Here is a 20,713-nt window from a genome sequence, read left to right as displayed (position 1 = left end):
CACGCTCAGAAAGCTCCTTGAACGCAATGGTAAAGGAGGTCTTTTTCGGCTCCTCTATAAGCTGATGCTCAGCCATTTTCGGTGCAAGCTCCTTGTAAACGTCCATAAAGTCGTTCATTATATAGATAACGGGCGTTTCAAGAAATTCCTTTATAGTCTTTGTAACAACGGGACGGACATTATCCTGCTTTTCCATATCCGCAACCATATCCTTGAGGAGAGCGTTGTAGTCGGGCAGCTTGAAATACCAGTTGACAACGTCCTTCATAACAGGAGTTTCCCCTGTAATTGTGCTCTTGGGGTCGATAAGGTTAACGGGGTTGTACTGATGACCCAGGTCGCACTCGTCCGCATAGCCCTTTTCCGACTGACAGCCCTGTACGGGACATTTGCCCACTACCTGCCTGCCGTTTAAAAACATCTGCGCCTTTTCATCGTAAAACTGAGCAGTGGATATCTTCCTGAGATGACCCATCTCGTAAAGCTTTCTGATAAATGCATCGGACACCTTGTTGTGCCACTCTGCTGTCTCGCCCAGACCCGAAGCGCCGAAAAGGTCGAGGCTGATGTCATAATCCTCGAGAGTCTTTTTCTGAGCGTCATGATTTCGCTGAACGTAGTCGCGGATAGTACCCTCAAAGCCCTGCTCGCTTGCCTTTCTGTAGCCCTCGGCAATGGGAGAGCCATAGCAGTCGGTGCCCGAAACGAATATAACGTTATCCTTGCCTATCCTGTCTCTGAGGAAACGTGCGTACACGTCCGCAAAAACGAACACTCCGCCCACGTGTCCGAAGTGAAGCGTTTTGTTGCCGTAGGGCATACCGCCTGTGATAACGGCTCTTTTGGGAAATTCGGGACGGTTGTCCCTGCTTACGGCATTTTTCTTTTTATACATATTTTCATTTTTATCAGCCACGTTGAACGCCTCCGAATTACATAATACAATTATTATTCTACCACACCTGAGCCGGAAATGCAAGATTTTTTGCAAAAAAATCCATTTTGACATATAAAAAGGAGACCGCTTGTCTGAAACGGTCTCCCCTTTTATTAAAGAATAAAGCAGATAAGTCCTCCGCAGCCCTCGTTGATTATCCGTTCGAGGGTCTCCTGAAGCTTGAGGCGCGCGTCCACAGGCATACGGTAAAGCTTGTTGTGAAGCCCCTCGTTTACAAGCTCGTGGAGAGATTTGCCGAAGATGTTCGACTCCCATATCTTTCCGGGATTTTCCTCAAAGTCGCGGAGAAGATACATAACAAGCTCCTCGGACTGCTTTTCGCTGCCCACGATAGGACTTACCTCCGTGATGATGTCCGCTTTCATCATATGGATAGAGGGGGCGGACGCCTTGAGCTTTACGCCGTATTTTCCGCCCTGACGGACTATCTCCGGTTCCTCAAGGGTAAGCTCGTCAATTGTGGGCATAACAATGCCGTAGCCGGTTGCTTCCACCTCCTTGAGAGCGTTCTCTATCTTCTCGTACTTCTTTCTGATATCCGTAAGATTTTTCAGCAGGGGAAGAAGATCGCTTTCAGAGTTTATCTCAATGCCCGTTGTTTCCCCGAGGATACGGTAGAAAAGCTCGCTTTTAAGGGTAACGGAAATGTCGGCGCTGCCCTTGCCAAGGTCGATGGTGCGGATATCCGAATAGGTTATGTCCTCGCAGTCGCGCAGACGCTTAACCACATTCTGAGCGTCCCTGACGGTCTTGACGTCCTTCGCAGCCTCTCTTACCGAGTCGAATATCTCCGTTCTCAGCCAGTGTCCCTTGCCGAGACCCGTTATCCATCTGGGCATTGAAATGTTTATCTCCTTGACGGGGAAGCTGAAAAGCACCTGCCTTAAAATATTGTCGATATCATCGCCGCTCAGCTCAAGGCAGTTTACGGGGATAACGGGGGTGCCGTATTTTTCCTCCAGCTCTGCGCTCATCTGAACAGCCTTGCCGCTTTTGGGGTCGGTGCAGTTAAGGAGCACCACAAAGGGCTTGTTAATTGCTTTAAGCTCGCCGATCACCCTCTGCTCGGACTCCTCGTATTCGCTTCGGGGAATATCCGAAATGCTGCCGTCGGTGGTTATCACGAGACCTATGGTGCTGTGCTCGGTGATGACCTTCCGTGTGCCCACCTCCGCAGCCATATTGAAGGGCACTTCCTCGGAAAACCAGGGGGTCATGACCATTCGGGGAGCTTCGTTCTCGATATATCCGATGGAGCTGGGAACGATATATCCCACGCAGTCGATAAGGCGGACGTTAAACCGCGCATTCTCCCCTACAACTATCTCCACAGCCTCCTCGGGGATAAATTTCGGCTCGGTGGTCATAATGGTCTTGCCCGCCGCAGACTGAGGCAGCTCGTCAACAGCCCGCTCCCGTCGGAAATCGCTTTCGATATTGGGGATAACAAGCTGCTCCATAAAACGCTTTATAAATGTGGATTTTCCTGTGCGGACGGGGCCTACTATGCCAATGTAAATGTCGCCGTCCGTACGCTTTGCAATATCGGTGTAAATGTCATTTTTAACCATAACGGCAGTTTCCTTTCTATATTATGCTACGGGGATAAGGAGCATTTTCGCTTCTTTGACAACGTCCCCGTCAAGCTCGTTTTCCTCGATTATACGAAGCATTGAAGCGCCGTACCGCTTGGCGACGTTCCACAGCTCCTCGCCGCTTTCGGCAAAATACAGCCGCAGGGCATAGTCTCCGCTCTGCTCTCTGGGAACGGTCTCGTCAACGGATATGTCGGTGATGGCTTCCGTAAGGATATGGTCGGTGAGCCACCCTCTTACGGAGATGTCCGCCTTTACCTCGGCGGTATTGTCGGCGGTTATCGTATATGTGCAGGAGGTAACGGGGAAGGTCACACGTATATCCGCATCGGAGCTTATATCCCTCAGTTCCGAGGATATCTCCTCTTCGATGGGAACATCCGTCTCGCAGATAACAAAATCTCCGCTTTCCGTCTGACCCATTACCGATAATGTAACGTTTCCTGCGGCGGTGAGCTTGCCCTCGTTTACGTAAAGTCTCATTCCCGAGGAGCTGCACCGCGCGTCATAAACAAGGGATATGGGGCTGTCCTTGTTTTCGCATATACCCCTGACGGAAAGGCTGCTGTCAAGCGGGACGGGAGCCTTTTCGCACCGTACCGGCACAGCGGTATGAGACGATGCAAAGGAGGTCGAATACTCATCGCAGGCAAGTTCAAGCTCCGCCATCTTAACAGCATAACAGTCAATAAGGATAAGTACCTCGCACTCAAGCTGCCTTGAATTTCCGTCCCCTTCGGAACGGGGCGTTACGGTGCAGGATATCACAGATGAATTTATGAAGCAGGAAAAATCATCGTCAAGTCCCTCAAGCTCCACAAGCTGGGAAAAGGGAAGAGAAAACTGCACCGATGTAACGGGGTTTTCGCTGTCCTCGCCGTGAGATGTGTAGACAACGGATATCTTCAGCTCGCCCTTTGCTGCCGCCTTTCCCGCAATAATTTTCTTGTCTGCCGAAACTATCTCCGCAGAGGCTCTGAGGATAGTACCGATGGGAGGAGCAGTCTCAGACAGGGTGAAATCGTCCGAAACAACAGCCCTTTTCTGCGCCTTTATGACCTGAGAAGGGCAGGTGCAGCATTTCTTCCGCAGCTGGATATTTTCTCCGAAGGCTTCGCATACCGCCTCGGTGACAGTCTCCCCCATCACGCAGATATTTACCGTAACAGCGCCCCTTACGTCTATCCTCCGTCTGTTCACCGCCCTGCAGTTTATATGGTCGGGAGTGGCTGTGATGTAAACGGAAGCATTTTCGGCGGGACGGTCAAGATTTACTGTTCGGCTGTAAACAAGCTTCTGCTCCACAGCCTCGGGAGCCGTGCTGCCTTCGGAGCAGTAGACCACTCTCAGACATACGGTAAGCTCGTAGGTGGCTCTGTCGCCGTTAACGGCACAGGCGGTTATCTCAGGCTCGGCGCAGCACCTTATTATCCTGAATATCTCCGGATAATAATCGGGCAGAACATAATCAAGCTCAATGGACTGCTCCTGGGTACAGCTGCATATTTTCTCGCAGGCTCTCACAGCCTCTTTGTTGACCTTCAGACTCATATGTATCTTCCTTTCCTTCAGTCGGGCGTGCCCGGCATATACGATTTGTCCTCCCCACAATATATTCCGTCCAGAGGAGAATTATTACAGAGCGGGTTTATAAAAAACAGATATTTTTTCGTGCCTGTAAACGATTGACATTTGTGAAAGATTATGGTATAATATGCAAAAGTACGAAACCATATTCAGTTAAAACGAAAGGATGAATTTAATGCGTTCTTATATGAAAGCCGCAGGACTTCTCACCGCTGCGGCAATGTGCTTTTCCGTCCTTGCAGCCTGCGGAAAGACAGACGCTCCGACGGACGGTTCGGAAAGCTCTCAGACCGAGCAGGCACAGGTTGAAGAGCTTTCAGGCGTCTATGAAAATCCCGACTGGTCATACGGTCAGGTCGCTATCGGCGGAGGCGGCTTCGTTACAGGTATCGTAAGCACCTGCGAAGCGGGACTTTTCTATGCCCGCACCGATGTGGGCGGAGCCTACAGATGGGACAATGACGCTCAGAAATGGACAGCGCTTAACTATGATATTTCCGATGATGACAAGGGTCTCCTGGGTATTGACGGAATTGCGGTTGACCCGAATAATGCGGCTAATGTATATCTTGCGGCAGGCACATCCTATTTCAGCAATGCAAAGACCTGTATCCTTGTTTCCCACGATTACGGCGAGCATTTCAAGCAGGTAGAAGTCTCCGACCTTATCAAGGTCCACGGAAACGGTATGGGCAGAGGAAACGGCGAGAGGATCGCCGTTGACCCGAATAACAGCGACATTATCTACTGCGGCGGCAGAACAGGCGGAATGATACGCAGCCTTGACGCAGGCGAGACCTGGCAGAAGGTGGAGTCCTTCCCCGTAAATGCCACAGGCAATGAAAACGGCATAAACATCATTCTCTTTGACAAGGAGCGCTCAAGGATATATGCGGGCGTTTCCCGTTCAAAGGAGGACAATATCTACTATTCTGACGACTCGGGCGAAAGCTGGAGCGTTCTCGAAGGCTCTGAGAAGGCTGCCGAGAGATATATGCCCCAGCGCTTCGACCTCAATTCCAAGGGCGAGCTTTTCGTATCCTACGGCAACAAGGAAGGTCCATGGAACTCCGTTCAGGGCACGCTTTACAAGTACAGCCCCGACAGCAAAAGCGCCGAGGAGATACAGGTAGTAAGCTGGACTGTGGGCGATATCGTTATCGACCCCAATAACGATGACAATATGGTCCTCGTCACCTCCGAGGTATGGAAGGAGCAGCCCAACGGAGCATACGGCGACAAATTCTTCCGCACCACCGACGGCGGCAAGACCTGGGAGGACCTGGACGGCAAATACACAATGTCCACAAACGGTATGGACTGGATATCCAATGCGGCTATCCACTGGTGCAGCTCCCTTGCGATGGACAGCGGCAATTCGAACAGGATACTTGTAAACTCCGGAAACGGCATATTTGCCTGCGACAATATCTGGGACGATGCCCCCGAGATATATTTTGAAGCAAGGGGCATTGAGGAGGTAGTTCCCGAGGATATCGTCTCCTATGCGGATTACCCCCTTATCACCGCCATCGGAGACTTTGACGGCTTTATCCACGAGGATATCTTCACATCGGCAGAGCGCCATTCCAAGCAGATAGGCTCCTGCACAAGCATTGCAGTTGCCGCGCTCAATAACGATATTTGGGCAAAGGTGGGCGGAGACGAGTCAAATATGCTCCTGACCTACACCACCGACGGCGGCAAGACCTGGAGCGATATCACAAATCCCCCCGACAGCGGCAAGACCCTCTACAAGGGCAAGTTAGCGCTCACAGCAGACGGCTCGGCGCTTATCTGGAGCCCCTCCAACGGACTCTTCACATACCGCACCGAGAACTGGGGAAAGACCTGGGAAAAGGTCGAGGGAATTGCAGGCAGCCAGAACGTATATCTTATCGGCGACCCCGTTAACAAGGACTATGTTTACGGCAGCTGCAACGGAACCGTCTTTGTAAGCTCGGACGGCGGCAAAAGCTTCAAGAAAAAATATGACACATCCTCGCAGTACAAGCGCCTTGCGATCGCTCCCGGGATCGAGGGTACCTTCTACGTTCCCGGAGGCGGCAGCGGACTTCTTGTTTCCACCGATCACGGCGAGAATTTTGCCCTTGTTCCCGGACTTAAATTCTGTGACGCTGTTGGTCTCGGAAAGCCTAAGAAGGACGGCGACCCCTACGTTATCTATGTAAGCGGAACTCCCAAGGAGGAGGGCGCTGTCAAGGGCTTCTATATGAGCGAGGACAGCGGCGAGACCTGGGTAAGGGTCAACGACGATCTCCATCAGTTCGGCGGAATCGGCAACGGCGAATTTGTTGCGGGCGATATGAACGTTTACGGAAGATGCTACATAGCTACCGTTGGTCTCGGAATTGCCTACTGCGACAAGAACGAAAAATAAGCACTTGATTTTCAGACCGCAGGAAAGGATCTCCTGCGGTCATTTCTGTAGACAGACTATTGCATTTTGGTTGATACTGTGTTATAATAAAGTTAAATTACCGGGGAGGAATAATCTTATGTCAGATGAAATCATACTGAAAGCGGAAAATCTTGTTAAGACCTACGGCAGCGGTGAAACAGCGGTGAACGCGCTGAACGACGTGAGCCTTGAGGTAAAAAAAGGCGAATTTGTGGCAGTTGTGGGTCAGAGCGGAAGCGGAAAATCCACCCTTCTCCACCTGCTGGGAGCAATGGATTTCCCGACTTCGGGCAGTCTGACCGTTGACGGCGAGGACGTTTTCGCGCTGAAGGGCGAGGCTCTTGCAGAATACCGCCGCAGAAAGGTGGGCTTTGTTTTTCAGTTTTTCAACCTCCTGCCTGTTATGACTGCAAAGGAAAATATCCTTGTTCCCCTGTCTCTTGACGGAAGAAAGCCCGATGATGATTATCTGAACGAGCTGGCTGAGACCATGGGCATTTCCGACAGGCTGGGACATTATCCCCATCAGCTTTCGGGCGGACAGCAGCAGCGCGTCGCCATCGCAAGAGCAATGATAACAAAGCCTGCGGTCATTCTTGCGGACGAGCCTACGGGAAATCTCGACTCCGCTTCGGGAAAAGAGATACTCGCTCTTCTCAAGGCCACCATAAAAAAATATGACCAGACCCTTATTCTCATAACTCATGACAGCTCCGTGGCGGCAGAAGCCGACAGAATAGTCACTATCAAGGACGGAAAGCTTGTCTGATTGTCGATAATATCGCTATTGCAAAACAATCGCCATTAGGTTTTGTGCAAAACCAACAAAAAGCTGTAACCATTTTGTCATTTAATTTTTAAAAAACATTTGACAGCATAGGAAAAATATGTTATAATTTATATTGATAATACTGCATTCATAAAGTCAAGGCTTTTTCAGCCAAAAAAATTTGCAGTTCCTACAATTTTTTCAGAATGGAGTAATGAATATGAGCAGCCAGTCAAGTGTCTACAGCGAAAAGAAGATTGCAGCATACGAGTCTTTGTTCAAGGAATCAAACTTTGCAAAGCCGCAGGAGGTATATCTTACAATAACGGTGGCTCACGTATTCGGACAGGCATATATTCTGGAGCAGGAGGGCACAAAGGAAGGCGATCCTGTTTATTCCCGTTTCGTGTGTCCGCTTGAAGAGATCACCAAGGTCTATGTCAATGATAAGATCAAGAAGCCATGGCCTCTTTTTATCCAGTGCGATACTAATGTTAAAGGCGTTATCCACCGCAAGAGAATAGTAATCCCCTGCCTTAACGACCCCACTGCTATTGCCGAGCAGATAAACGAGGTCAAAGCAATACATATGCAGAAATACGAAGCTGCTATCGAGCGTGAAAACCAGAGAAAGCGTGCGGAGCTTGAAAGCGCCCGTATGAAGGAGCAGATCGAAAAGGAAGCAAAGAGCACTCTTCCTCCCCTTCCTACCGTTGAAAAGCTTCCCGACCCCGTTTCCGAGATACCTGCGCCTCCCAAGGCAGCAGCTGCTCCTGCGCCCGAAGCTAAGCCCAAAGCTGCTCCCGCTCCTAAGGCAAAGGCTGCTCCTGCGTCAGATATCAAGTCGGTAGAAGCGCTCACCAGCGAGCTTGAGGATTCCTTCAAGGCTCTTGAGTCCTTTGACGCCGCCAGATCCGATATCAAGCCCCTTCCCAAAAAGCCCATTTTCGATCTGGACAATCTGGAAGAAGCATTTTCCGCAAAGCCTCAGTATCCCTCTCAGCCCAAGGCAGAAGCTCCTAAAATGCCTGCTCCCGCTGCAGAGGAAGCTCCCGCAAAGCCTGAATCTGCGGCTAAGCCGAAGAAGCCTGCGCTTGACCTTGAAAACATTCCCGATGCCGCTCCCCTTCCCAAGAAGGAGAAAAAGGCTGCCGAGCCTGCTCCTGAGATAAAGGCAGAGCCTGCCGCAGCTCCCAAGGCAATTTCTGAGCCGACACCCGCTCCCAAGCCTGTACCCGAGCCTGTAGCTGTGCCCGAGCCTGCACCCGTGAGCAAGGAGCCTGTTGCTGAAGCTGCTCCTGCACCCAAGCCCGCACCTGCTCCAAAGCCTGCACCTGCTCCCGTTAAGATCAATCCCAACGGAAAAGCGGCTGAGCTTTCCGAGTTTGAAAGTGCAGTTATAAAGCTCAAAGAAAGACGTGACAGCGGCGAGCTTTCCCCCGAGGAATACGCTGCGGAAAAGAAAAAGCTTATTTCTACACTTTATTAAGTTTATGCTAAAAAAGCAGCTGCGATCGCGGCTGCTTTTTCTATATTCAGGTACATATGCCAAAAGGGCTGCCGCTTATAAATGCGGCAGCCCACAATTTTTTATGTGACCTGATAATGTGTAAAATCACAATCTGTGATGATGACCTTATCTCTATCCGCAGAAAGCATATGCGGGTCGGCGGAATTGATATAAACCGAACCTTTGCATTTTTTCAGTTCTATTCCCGCGTTATCATCCTTGCTTCCTACAGCAAAGGCGCTGCTTCCCTCCATATTTATTTCACAGGAGCTGTCCTCTGCGGCGATTTTTCCGAAGCCGTTTTCAAATCCCACAGCGTGTATATGTTCGCCGTTGAATTTCATATTCATATCGCAGTCGGATATCCGGATAATACCTTCCTCGGCATATGCAGCGTAGATACCCGATACATTCTGCCCCTCTGCCTTTATATTAACAGACGAATTGGAAATTACAGTGCTGATGCCTCTGCCGAAGCCGCCTATGGCAATTCCCGCAGCGCTCATAAGGCGGACAGATATAAGCGAGCTGCATATCTTCACATTGCTCATAGAATAGAAGCAGCCTATTCCAAGCACCTGCTTGCCGCTTACATCAAGGGACATTTCCTTGACCCGAATATCGATGACCGAGCCGTTGTTGTTAATTCCGCCGCCGATGGCAACGCACTGCTCCGCACCGACTTTTATATCGAACCTGTTATCAAGATATATGCCGATATTTCCGAAGGAATGGCTCAAATCGTTTCCGATGGCAAATTTCCGTCCCGATTTCTGGATAACAGAAAAAGTACCATCACCTATTATCTTCAGGTCGGCTGTCTCGGGAACAAGTATTGCGCCGTAAATACTTACATCGCCCATGATATTGAGAGTCAGGCTGCTGCCCTTGCCCAGCTTTATGCAGGGATCTCCGGTCTCGTTTCTGAGATTGACGTTATCAAGGTTCAGCATACACTTTATACCGTCCTTGATGGTAATAACAAGCTCGGAGGTATAGTTGTTGCCTCCGTGGAGAGTATAGACTCCGCTGCTGACAAATACCTCTGTGTAGCTTTCGAGGTCAAGAGATTTAAGCTCGCTTTCCGTTTCATCGCTTGTAAAATAGGTCTTTTGAGAAAGCGTACTGCTGCTGCGGCTGTATATCCTGACGATCTCCTCTGCCACATCGGGAGAAATTGCGTCAGCCAGCTCAAAGGAAGGCTTTGCGGTATAATAGCCCTGAATAAGGTCCACGCCCATAGAAATTACCGCCGCCAGCTCTTCGGAGGTCTCAACGCCCTCTGCCAGCACCTTGAAATTATTGTCATGAGCGTATTCAATGATATTGCGTGTAAAGTGCTGCTTGCGCTTGTCCCCCTGGATATTCATAATGAGACTTCTGTCTATCTTCACGCAGTGGGGCATAAATGTGAGGAGGTTGCTGATATTTGAATAGCCCGTTCCGTAATCATCAATGGCTATCTTGAATTTCATACGGCGGCTTCTGTCAACTATCATTCTGAGCTGCTCGGAGCTTGCCTCTGTCTGCTCGGTGAACTCGATGACTATCTTGTCCATTACACTGCCGTATTTGGAGTAAAGCACGTCAAAATCCTCATCTGAAAGCATACAGGACGGGATACAGTTGACAAAGAGCATCTTGTTGTCAAACTTATTCGAATGATTGTAGAGAAAATCAAAGGTATTCGAGAGGGTCAGCATCTCCACATCGGAAAGCCTGCCCAAAGCCGAAGCGTGATTTAATATGGCAACGGGAGATAATTTCAGTTCTCCGCCCGAACGCATCAGAGCCTCATAGGCGAATATCTCTCCCGTATGAGCATCAACGATAGGCTGGAACATATATCTGAGCAGATTGTCATTTAACATTCTGCCCACATAGCTGCGCTCCTCGGGGTCAAATTCTTCTTCCGTAACAGGAGCGTGGAGAAGCCGTTTTTTGTTCTGATTATCCTTGGTTAAATTACGCTGATATGCGGCGTCATAGGGCAGCTTGTCCAGAAGCTCCAGAGAGTCGAACTCGGCGGTCACTATTGATGTGAACATATGTATGCCGTATTCGTTGGAGCAGGAGCTGTTATAGGATTCCAGATTTCTTTCAAGCTTTACGGGCACCTCGTCCGCAGGATTTTCGGAGTCGAGTATTCCCGCAATAATAAACTCGTCACCGCTTACCCTTACGCAGATATCCCCGTCACCAGCGCAGTTGTTGAGAATAACGCCCACCTTCTGAAGGACCTTGTCGCCCTCCTTGTAGCCGTATGCCTTGTTTATGCCGTTGAGATTATCCACATCAACGGAAATTATCCTGAGGATACCGCCCTTGTTCCTGCTGAATTCCTCAGTCATCATACGCTTGAAGCCGCGCATATTGAGCAGACCCGTAAGAGGGTCGCGTATCTGGGCATTTAGTGTATCATCGCAGTATATTATGTGTCTGCGCTGCTTTTCCAGGGCGCAGGCAACATATCTCATCCACTTGCCGAAAATGCGGTCAAACATCTCGCAGCTGTTTCCATAGGAAAGAACGGTATATCCGAAATTAACGTTGTTGAAATGAAGGGGGGTGAAGATGAATGCAGAAGGCTCGTCCCTGCTTTCAAATATGAATGGAAGCATCTCGCTCCTGTTGAATTTGCGTGTTTCGTCCACCGAACCCGCACCGTTTATACGGAAATACGGCATATCCAATTTATCGGTATATTCGGTAAGTGACGCACTCGTATGCATAATATTGTCATTGAGGCAAAGCCAGAAGCCCTTCAGACCGCTTATGTAAAAGGTGTACCAGTCCAGCTTCCATAAAAAGTCCGCAAAGGTGGGGGCGCTGATAAGCTCCTCCTGCATATAGTTGTAAGTCGAATCAAAGCCTTCGGGACTGTAGGGCATCATCTCACGCTTTGCAGTATCAGAAAGCTTCGGGATATCAATATGACCGCAGCCGCAGCTGAACCCATTAACAAAGCTGCTTGAAGCGCCCTCATAAGGAATAAGCTCCACACCTTTTACAGCAGAAATTATCCTGCGTGCAGCATTTGCCGAAATTTTACTCGGGTCTCTCTTAACCGAGGAAATATTCAGTGAAGAGGTTTTGTAAGGCTCACCGCTGCAGCAGCCAACAACTATGATATCCTCGGGTATCCGTACATTACGGCGCGAAAGCTCGCCAATAAGAGCGGCAGCCGTGTGGTCGCTGGAGCATAATGCGGCATCGGGCAGACCGCTGTTTATCAATGCTTCTGCAATTTCCGAAAGGTCGCCTTCACGTTCCTTACCGTAAAAAACAAGCCCATCGGCAGCGGTTATGCCGTTTCTGTCCATAGCGGCAAGAAAGCTTTCCCTGATACACCTGAAATAATCGGAATTACCGTGTCCGTCCACATATGCAGCAGTCTTTACGCCGTGGACCTTTGAAAGATGAGAAACAGCCTTTTCTGCCATTTCATCGTAATCATAAACCGTATTATTTTCACTTTGAGAAAATTCGTCCATATATACGATGGGCTTGTCAAGCCTGCCAAGCTTTTCTGCAAAATATGCCTGCACCCCATCGCCTCTCAGCCCCTGAAGGAACACGATAAAGCCGTCCATAAGCTCGTAATTTACGATATCGAACAGCTTGTTTTCAATGGAGATATCCTCATATCTTGTCAGCAGCGTTGAAAAGACAGCAACGTCCATATCAGCTGCGAAAAGCTCCTTCTGAATAACATTCAGAGCCTCGCATATAAAGCTCCTGTCAGCCTCGCTTACAATGACAGCGATCAAGGGTCTGCGCTTGTCCATATTGTCCAAAAAAATCTCTCCGCTCATAAATAATGTAAAATAAAATAAAAATTTATGCGGCATAGCATTACATTTTGTTATATTATATCACGTTTTAACAAAAAAGTCAATAGATTTTTAACGCTGATTGTCAAATTCAGCAAAAGATTTTAAACTTACCTAATTATTCCTGAGGTATCCTACTTATTGATTTTTACGATATTTTATGGTAGAATAATAGCATAAATGATTTGGAGAAAGACGGTCCGGAAAATGAATGTGAAAAAACAGTTTGCAAAATACGTTTCGCTGAATATCCTGGGTATGGTGGGAATGTCACTTTATGTCATTGCCGATACCTATTTCATATCTCTTGCGGTTGGTGCAAAGGGAATCGCCGCACTGAACCTTGTCCTTCCCGTATACAGCCTTATCTTTGCGGTGGGAGCAATGATAGGTACAGGCTCAGCCATTCGCTTTGCCGTTAACGGCGGACGAAAAAGCGCAGACGGCGACAAATATTTTTCAAATGCCCTTTTCTGGGGAACAGCCATCGGGCTTATTTTTTCCGCTGCGGGATCATTCTTTCCCGAAAGGGTGATAGCTCTTATGGGCGGCGACAGCGTTATGACCGCCGTGGGCTCGGGCTATACAAGGATATTTATGTCCTTTGCTCCCTTTTTCATATGGAACCACATCTGCAACGCCTTCGTGCGGAATGACGGTGCGCCCTCCGTATCAATGGCGGCGACCCTGTCAAGCAGCCTTTTCAATATTGCCGCCGATTACATTCTGATGTTCCCTCTGGGAATGGGAATGGAAGGAGCGGCTCTTGCCACCGCTATTTCGCCCCTTGTGGGAGTTATCGTCTGCTGTAAGCACTTTACTTCAAAGAAATGCACGGTAAAGCTGAAGATTTTCCCGCCTTCCCCGAGGCTTCTCGGAAATGCCTGCCTGCTTGGGATATCGGCTTTTGTGGGTGAGATATCATCGGGCGTTACTACAGCGGTATTTAACCGTCTTATCCTTTCAGCCGCAGGGAATATCGGTGTTGCGGCATACGGAGTCATTGCCAACTGCTCATTGGTGGCGATATCTGTGTATAACGGCATCGCTCAGGGCTCCCAGCCCATTGCCAGCAGGCTTTACGGAGACGGGGACATAAAGGGCGTAAAAAAGGTCATGAAGCTTGCCGCATTTACCGCTCTCGGTGTCTCGGCTGTGCTCATTTCGGCAGTTTACATTTTCACAAAGCCCGTTGCAGGAGTATTCAACAGCGAAAATGACCCGCTCCTTGCAGCCTATGCCGAAAACGGTCTGCGGCTGTATTTCCCGGGATTTGTTTTCGCAGGGCTTAATATTGCGGGAGCGGGACTTCTAAGCGCTGTGGAAGAAGCCTCGGGAGCATTTGCGGTATCTGTGAGCAGAGGCTTTGCTGCCATAATCCTCTGCGCCGTGATAATGTCCGCTTTGTGGGGATTAAACGGCGTGTGGCTGTCCTTTGCCGCCGCGGAGCTTATCACGTTTTTTATAACGGCATATCAGATAAGGAAAAAAATTTCAAGGCTCGGAAAACAATGACCGAGCCTTACATAAGAAAGGCGGTATGACAAATGAGCGAGGCGTTTAAATATGCAGTTAAAGCTCAGCCCTCGGAATTTGTGTCTCTCTCCGTCACCTATTCGGGGCACCAGCAGTGCAGTGCGGCGCAGAGGTGGGGCAAGGGCATAAGAGAGCAGTATATCCTCCATTATGTAGTATCGGGAAAGGGCTATTACAACACCCCCGATGGCAGCTATGCCCTGTTTCCCGGGGACATCTTCCTTATCCGCCCCTTTACGGAAATAGAATATTATCCCGACCGTGATGACCCCTGGGAATACCGCTGGGTGAATTTTACGGGAGCGGACGCAGAAATTATTCTCAGCCGAACGGATTTCACCCCCGACTGCCCCGTAATGAGCGGCTGCGGCGAGGATATCCTGCCGCTTATGGAAATGATAACCGATAACCCGGGGCAGGAGCTGTACAACACCCTTGAGCTTACGGGTACACTTTACCGTCTTCTGTCGGTGCTTGTTAAGCGTTCGGGGAATAAAAATCCCACATCAAAGCGCAGCGAGGAACGGCACAAATGCCTGAGAGCCGCTCTTGACTACATAGCCGCCAACTATCCACTGCCAATTTCCGTTGACGATATAGCCGCAGCAGCAGCCGTTTCCCGAAGCACACTTTTCAGGCTTTTCAGAACTGAGCTTGGCGCCGCTCCCTCGGATTATCTCATAGAATACAGAATAGAGCAGGCGAAAAAGCTTCTTTCCGAAACGGATATATCCGTCACCGCCGCCGCCCGCTCCGCAGGGTATGAAAATAATCTGTACTTCTCCCGTGCGTTTCGAAAGGCAACGGGTATGTCGCCTACGGAGTACAGGAACAGAAGGAAATGACTCAAATTCGGAATTAACTTTTTGATTTAATCTTTATTTTTTCTTTATTCTTTATAAAATGCTGATTTAATATTTATAAAATATATCGTATAAATCTAAAATCTTCAAATTTCTGATGATATCAACGTTACCGAGCCTGCCTGCCTCAGCCTTCCTGTGAAAGCTGTACCATACCCCTGTCCTTGTCCACAATGACCGCAAAGGTGTGGGGGTGATTGAAGCTCAGATTTGTCTCGCAGACATATATCTGAGCGCCCGAAGGCTCCGACCAGAACTCCTTGTCGGTATATACCACTATCTCCTCAGTATCGCTTACAGAATACCTGCCGTCATATTCCTCAAGCGAAATTACATACCGGGCTGTTTGTGAGTAACGCTCCGCATATCCTGCGGCTTTTTCGGGAGATGTCACAAAGCACACGCTGTAATGCCCCGCTCCCTGCAAGATGCTCGGCATATAATCAAAGCGGTATCCGCTTTCAGCATCCGGTCTGAAATCGGGAAAAGCCTCCGGCTCCCTGATATTGCTGTAAAGCCCGATGTATCCCCTCTGAATGGGATATCTCCACAGGGAAGAAGAACTGAGAAAGGGCGGGGTGCTGAAAATAAAAGCTTCGGCTATCAGAAAGGCAAGCACCCTTGCAAAATAGTCTCTCTTCCGCAGTCCCCTTTTTACGGAAAGGCATATCACGCCGCCGATAAGTCCTGCGATAATAAGCTTCAGGTCCTCCGTAACAAAAGCCCCTGCTGTACACAGAAGAAGTATTATTGCCGAAAGTAGGATCTGTAATTTGCTTGTCTTGTAGGTGTTTTTTTCATTTTTATCAGCCATAACACTCTCTCCTGTCTGTAAGTATATTGAAAATCCGCAGAAAGCCGAACTCTCTGCGGATAATTTTTTTATCAGTTGCCCAGCCTGCGCTCGTCACAGTATTCGCACTCAAGCATATCTCCCAGACCTCTGAAATACTTGGGAAGATAGCCCTCCTTGTGAGTGATGCAGTTGGGATTGCCGCAGGCTACGGAGGGATATGTGCTGCCCGTCAGCAGAGGACGGCTCTCGTTGGGATTTTCAAGAATTGTCATAATAAGCGCCATTCTCACGTACATACCGTACTTTGCCTGCTTGAAGAACATTGCTCTGGGGTCGTCGTCCACGTCCATAGTTATCTCGTCAACTCTTGGCAGGGGGTGGAGAACAATGCAGTCGCTCTTAGCCTTGTTAAGCTTTCTCTTGTCAAGAATGTATGCGTCCTTGAGGGCAAGATACTCCTCCTCGGAAGCAAATCTCTCCTTCTGAACACGGGTCATATAAAGCATATCAAGATTTCCTATAGCGTCCTCAAGAGAGGGATCTTCGGAGAACTGACAGTTTTTCGCCATAAGGATATCCTTTATGTACTGAGGCATACCCAGCTCCTTAGTGGAGATGAACACAAACTTTATTCCCTTGAAGCTTGAAAGCGCCTTGCACATGGAATGTACCGTTCTGCCGTTTTTAAGGTCGCCGCAGAGACCGATGGTGAGATTTTCCAGTCTGCCCTTTTCCCTGTAAAGAGTGAGCATATCGGTAAGGGTCTGAGTGGGGTGGAGATGACTTCCGTCGCCTGCATTGATGATGGGACAGTCGGCAGTAAGAGCCGCCGCCTTTGCCGCACCCTCTGAGGGGTGGCGCATGACCATAATGTCCGCATAAGAGGACACTATCTTTGTGGTATCCTTCAGGTTTTCTCCCTTTGCCACCGAGGAGGTAGCAGGATTGTCAAATCCGATAATAGTGCCGCCCAGCCTGAGCATAGCGGTCTGGAAGGACATCTGAGTGCGTGTTGACGGCTCATAGAAAAGGGTCGCCATGATCTTTCCGTCGCATACCTTTGCATACTTTGCGGGGTCGTCGCAGATGTCCGAAGCGCGCTTGACAACATTCAGCCACCATTCGCTGCTCATATCGTTGAGATCGATGAGATTTGTAAATCTTGAGTTGACCATTTTAAGATACCATTCCTTTCGGGATCTCCCACAGGGGATATCCGACAAAATTATCTTTCTTTCTATTTTATCACACCCGAAAAAAATAATCAATCCCTCAGATAAAAATTTTCTTAGCTATCCATATTATTTTATGATGATATCATAACGCAGGAAAATATGCTTTATAATTTATTCTCTGTTCTTTAAAAAAGCGCATTTCTCCCGAAGCAGCTCTATCTCCCTCAAATTAAGCGGCTCATCATCGTCCGTTGCAAGCCGCAGGCATTCATCAAACGTGTAAAGCCCCACCTCGGATATCTCCGACTGCTGCACATTTATCTGAGCAAGCTCAAAATCCCCCGTAAAAAGATACACGAAGGCAAGCTCCCTGTCGTCAAATATCTCCCCGTAAAACTCCTTCACATAATGCCTGCTTATCTTTCCAAGAAGCTCAAGCTCGGAGGGCTCAGCCTTTATGCCAAGCTCCTCGCAAAGCTCTCTTACAGCAGAATTCAGCGGCTCCTCCCCTGCCGAAATGTGTCCTGCCGAGGAGATGTCCAGCCGCCCGGGAAAGCTGTCCTTATGGGGGCTTCGCCTTTGGAGCAGCACCCTTCCGTCCTTAATGAGCCAGATGTGAGCCGTCCTGTGATAAAGCCCGTTTTTATGGACATAGGAACGGGGCGCTGTCTCCCCCGTTATCTCGCCGTTTTCGTCAAGGATATCAAATAATTCTTCCATATGAGTCCACCGCTTTTCTTATACGTAGTACTGCGCCTGAGCTCTGAACATTTCCGCATAAATTCCATCGGGCTTATGAACAAGCTCGTCGTGGGTGCCGTATTCCTTCACCGTACCCTCCGAAAAGACTGCAATATTGTCGAAGAATTTGCAGGAGGAAAGGCGGTGGGAGATGTACACCGCAGTTTTCCCGCCCACCAGGCTGTCAAACTGTCGGTAAATCTCATATTCCGCCACAGGATCAAGTGCCGCAGTAGGCTCGTCAAGGATTATGACGGGAGCGTCCTTGTAAAGCGCGCGGGCAATAGCCATTTTCTGCTGCTCGCCCCCCGAAAGCTCCACGCCCTCCTTGTCAAACTGCTTGAACATCATAGTGTCCCTTCCCTTGGGCAGAGAATTTATCTTTTTCAGAATACCCGTTTTTTCAAAAAGCCCGTCAACCTCCTTGTCGGACCCTTCACCATTTTCTCCCAGCAGGATATTGTCCTTTGCCGAAAAAGCAAGGAGCCTGAAATCCTGGAACACTACGGAAAACAGCTTCATATATTCATCGTAATCGTACTCCCTGATATTCACGCCGTCTAAAAGTATCTCGCCGCTGTCAACATCGTAAAGCCTGCACAGAAGCTTGATGAATGTGGTCTTTCCTGCTCCGTTGAGCCCTACTACGGACAGCTTTTCTCCTGCTTTAAGCTTGATGGAAACGTCCTTTAAAACGGATACTCCCGTATGAGGATATGAAAAGCTTACGTTTTTAAATTCTATCTCGTGACCCGATCTAAGGTCATCTATCTTCCTGTTTCCCTTTTCCATGGCGGGAGGATAGTCCATAAAGCGGATTATCTCGTACATATAGCTGCTGCGCTTGGCAATGTCCTGCACGCCGAGTATGACTGCCTGAAGTGACGAATGAAGCGTTCCCCCCGCGCTGAGCATCTGGGAGAATGTGCCGATGGTTATCCTTCCCGTAATGGCAAGTATTCCCAGATACAGATATGTGCCGAAATCGCGGAGCACGTTTACGATAACGTCAAGGATATTGAGGGGAAATTTCAGACGGTTGATGTTCTCCCAGTAGTCCGAAAGTCTTTTTATCTGCTGAGAGGTCTTTTCAAGCATCATTCCTGCGGCGCTGTAAAGCCTTACGTCCTTGCCGTATCTGAAATCCTCCATCTCCCAGCAGATGTGACCGAAAATACGGTTTATCCCCGAAAGCTCGGTGAAATTCTTTATGTCGATATCGTTCTTTCTTGCGTTGATTATAGCAGACAGGGTAAGCAGAACGCCGATTATTATGAGCAGGACGGGAGCGTTTATGATAAGCACTGCGATAACGCCGAATATCTTTATCCCGTTTGAAATTATTGTGAAAAATGCGTTTGCGATATTGTGGGTGCCTCCCGACCACTGTATGCCGTCTCTTGCCTTTTTAATTCGGTCGAGAGCGGTCTTGTCCTCGGTGAGGGAGAAATCTATCTCCATACATCTTGCGGATATCTCCATGCTTGAGGCATTAAGAAACATATCCTCGCATTTGGTAAGATGAACGGAAAGGATGCTGTTAGCCCCCTGAAGCAGAATGGTGAGAACAGACATTATCAGGAAATACGTAATTATCAGGCTCACATTTTTCTCCTCCGCCGTCAGCGCATCGATTGCCAGGGGCAGGAAGATAAGCTCAGCAAAGGGTGCCGCCGCCCCGATGATAACATTCAGAACGGACAGGGGCAGATAGGACTTTTTGTACTGCTTTATCTGACGGAAGCAGTATTTAAGTGATTCCCTTGTGGGGGAAATTTTTTTGTCTTTCAAGATTTGTCATCTCCTTTTCAGTTGGCTGTCACAGCTTCGGAAGGAACTTCAAAAATGTCCTTGTCCTCCACATAATACTGCGCCTGTACGCGGAACATTTCCGCATAATCGCCGTTTTTCTCCATAAGCTCCTCATGGGTGCCCGTTTCGGTCATCTCGCCGTCCTTGAACATTGCCACCCTGTCGCAGAAACGTGTTGAGGACAGGCGGTGGGAAATGTAAACGGCAGTGCGTTTTCCCACAAGTCCGTTAAAGCTCTTGTACAGCCTGTATTCGGCAAGTGCGTCAAGTGCTGCGGTAGGCTCGTCAAGGACAATTACCTCGCTGCCCTTGTAAAGCGCCCTCGCCAGAGCAAGCTTCTGCTTTTCTCCGCCCGACAGGTCAACTCCATCGTCGTAAAGCACTTTAAGGAGCTCGGTGTCAATGCCCTTTTCAAGGCTGTCCATTTTTTCGCCCAGTCCTGCGGCGCGGATATCCTTCTCCGCTTCCGCCTTGTCGGTCTCGGCAGGGGCTTTCATTGACACATTCTCCGCCATTGGGCAGGCAAATACCGTCACGTCCTGAAATGCGGGCGAGAAAATGTTGTAATATTCCTCTCTGCCGAATTTGCGGATATCAATGCAGTTCATAAGAATACGTCCCTCGGATACATCGTAGAGACGGAGCAGAAGCTTAATAAATGTGCTTTTTCCTGCGCCGTTTAAGCCCACCACCGCAAGCTTTTCACCTGCGCCGATGGTGATGTTAACATTTTTAAGAGCATATTTGTCCTGTCCCTTGTACTTGAAGGAAACATTCTCAAAGGTGAAGACGTATTTGTCCGCTTTGGGAACGGGAATGGTATCCTTTTCGCTGTCCGTGGGGATATCCATAAAGCTGCGGTAATCGTCGGTGTGTGCGCTTCTTTCCCTCAGAGCGGACAGACCCATAAGTATCTCGTTTATCGCCATGGAGAAGGCTCCCGAGCTTGCAAGATAGAGGGAGAAATTACCGATGGTCAGGTCCTTGAAAATAACGCCGTAAACAAGCCAGCCTGTGATTATAAGCTGTCTCACAAGGGAAATGCCATGGGCGAAAATTGAGTTATATATCCAGTACTGACGGGACTTTACCCAGTGTCTCAGCTCCTCGTCATAG

General features: G+C 49.0%; 14 protein-coding genes. 5 read left to right on the top strand and 9 right to left on the bottom strand.

Translation table 11 applies throughout. The annotated features are described in order from the left end of the window. From ACI4J0_RS00390 to ACI4J0_RS00380, 3 genes are all read right to left on the bottom strand, one after another. On the bottom strand, positions 1–895 hold an 895-nt coding region (locus tag ACI4J0_RS00390; RefSeq protein ID WP_439763835.1), incomplete at its 3' end, for a class I tRNA ligase family protein. A 155-nt stretch (positions 896–1,050) separates the two neighbouring features. Further along, positions 1,051–2,529 carry a stage IV sporulation protein A gene (gene spoIVA / locus ACI4J0_RS00385; protein WP_432650683.1) on the bottom strand — a complete coding sequence of 493 codons (1,479 nt, stop codon included), beginning with the start codon at positions 2,527–2,529 and terminating at the stop codon, positions 1,051–1,053. Positions 2,530–2,550: 21 nt separating this feature from the next. Continuing rightward, positions 2,551–4,104, bottom strand: a complete 1,554-nt coding sequence (locus tag ACI4J0_RS00380; RefSeq protein ID WP_439763833.1) for an SPOCS domain-containing protein — start codon at positions 4,102–4,104, stop codon at positions 2,551–2,553. A gap of 211 nt (positions 4,105–4,315) precedes the next feature. Here ACI4J0_RS00380 and ACI4J0_RS00375 point away from each other — a divergent pair, with 211 nt between their 5' ends. The 3 genes from ACI4J0_RS00375 to ACI4J0_RS00365 all read left to right on the top strand — a co-directional run bounded on the left by ACI4J0_RS00375 (position 4,316) and on the right by ACI4J0_RS00365 (position 8,820). Next, complete coding sequence (locus ACI4J0_RS00375) at positions 4,316–6,541, top strand: VPS10 domain-containing protein (RefSeq protein ID WP_439763832.1); 2,226 nt, start codon at positions 4,316–4,318, stop codon at positions 6,539–6,541. A 118-nt stretch (positions 6,542–6,659) separates the two neighbouring features. Continuing rightward, a complete protein-coding gene (locus ACI4J0_RS00370; protein ID WP_439763831.1) occupies positions 6,660–7,331 on the top strand; it encodes an ABC transporter ATP-binding protein in 672 nt (223 codons plus the stop codon). A gap of 220 nt (positions 7,332–7,551) precedes the next feature. After that, a complete protein-coding gene (locus tag ACI4J0_RS00365) occupies positions 7,552–8,820 on the top strand; it encodes an SHOCT domain-containing protein (RefSeq protein WP_439763830.1) in 1,269 nt (422 codons plus the stop codon). Positions 8,821–8,921: 101 nt separating this feature from the next. Here the strand turns inward: ACI4J0_RS00365 and ACI4J0_RS00360 are convergent, their stop codons facing one another. Then, the gene (locus ACI4J0_RS00360; RefSeq protein ID WP_439763834.1) at positions 8,922–12,629 is read right to left on the bottom strand and encodes an EAL domain-containing protein; all 3,708 of its coding nucleotides are present in this window, start codon (positions 12,627–12,629) and stop codon (positions 8,922–8,924) included. 252 nt (positions 12,630–12,881) lie between these two features. Between ACI4J0_RS00360 and ACI4J0_RS00355 the strand changes: the two genes are divergently transcribed. Both ACI4J0_RS00355 and ACI4J0_RS00350 read left to right on the top strand, forming a co-directional pair. Further along, the gene (locus ACI4J0_RS00355; protein ID WP_439763829.1) at positions 12,882–14,189 is read left to right on the top strand and encodes an MATE family efflux transporter; all 1,308 of its coding nucleotides are present in this window, start codon (positions 12,882–12,884) and stop codon (positions 14,187–14,189) included. Positions 14,190–14,221: 32 nt separating this feature from the next. Beyond that, positions 14,222–15,055: a helix-turn-helix domain-containing protein gene (locus tag ACI4J0_RS00350; protein ID WP_439763828.1), complete on the top strand. Its 834-nt coding sequence runs from the start codon at positions 14,222–14,224 to the stop codon at positions 15,053–15,055. Between the two features lie 145 nt (positions 15,056–15,200). Here ACI4J0_RS00350 and ACI4J0_RS00345 read toward each other — a convergent pair whose 3' ends face one another. From ACI4J0_RS00345 to ACI4J0_RS00325, 5 genes are all read right to left on the bottom strand, one after another. Beyond that, positions 15,201–15,887 carry a hypothetical protein gene (locus tag ACI4J0_RS00345; protein WP_439763827.1) on the bottom strand — a complete coding sequence of 229 codons (687 nt, stop codon included), beginning with the start codon at positions 15,885–15,887 and terminating at the stop codon, positions 15,201–15,203. 71 nt (positions 15,888–15,958) lie between these two features. Beyond that, complete coding sequence (gene pyrB / locus ACI4J0_RS00340) at positions 15,959–17,044, bottom strand: aspartate carbamoyltransferase (protein ID WP_439763826.1); 1,086 nt, start codon at positions 17,042–17,044, stop codon at positions 15,959–15,961. 171 nt (positions 17,045–17,215) lie between these two features. Beyond that, complete coding sequence (locus ACI4J0_RS00335) at positions 17,216–17,764, bottom strand: NUDIX hydrolase (RefSeq protein ID WP_439763825.1); 549 nt, start codon at positions 17,762–17,764, stop codon at positions 17,216–17,218. 18 nt (positions 17,765–17,782) lie between these two features. After that, on the bottom strand, positions 17,783–19,576 hold the full coding sequence (locus ACI4J0_RS00330) for an ABC transporter ATP-binding protein (protein WP_439763824.1): 1,794 nt from the start codon (positions 19,574–19,576) through the stop codon (positions 17,783–17,785). Between the two features lie 17 nt (positions 19,577–19,593). Beyond that, a partial coding sequence (locus ACI4J0_RS00325; protein ID WP_439763823.1) for an ABC transporter ATP-binding protein occupies positions 19,594–20,713 on the bottom strand: 1,120 nt, incomplete at its 5' end.

The organism is Huintestinicola sp. (assembly GCF_051882455.1).
Lineage (GTDB): Bacteria > Bacillota > Clostridia > Oscillospirales > Ruminococcaceae > Huintestinicola.
The sequence above is the reverse complement of the archived record's forward strand: the minus strand, read 5'-3'. Positions and strand labels throughout refer to the sequence as shown.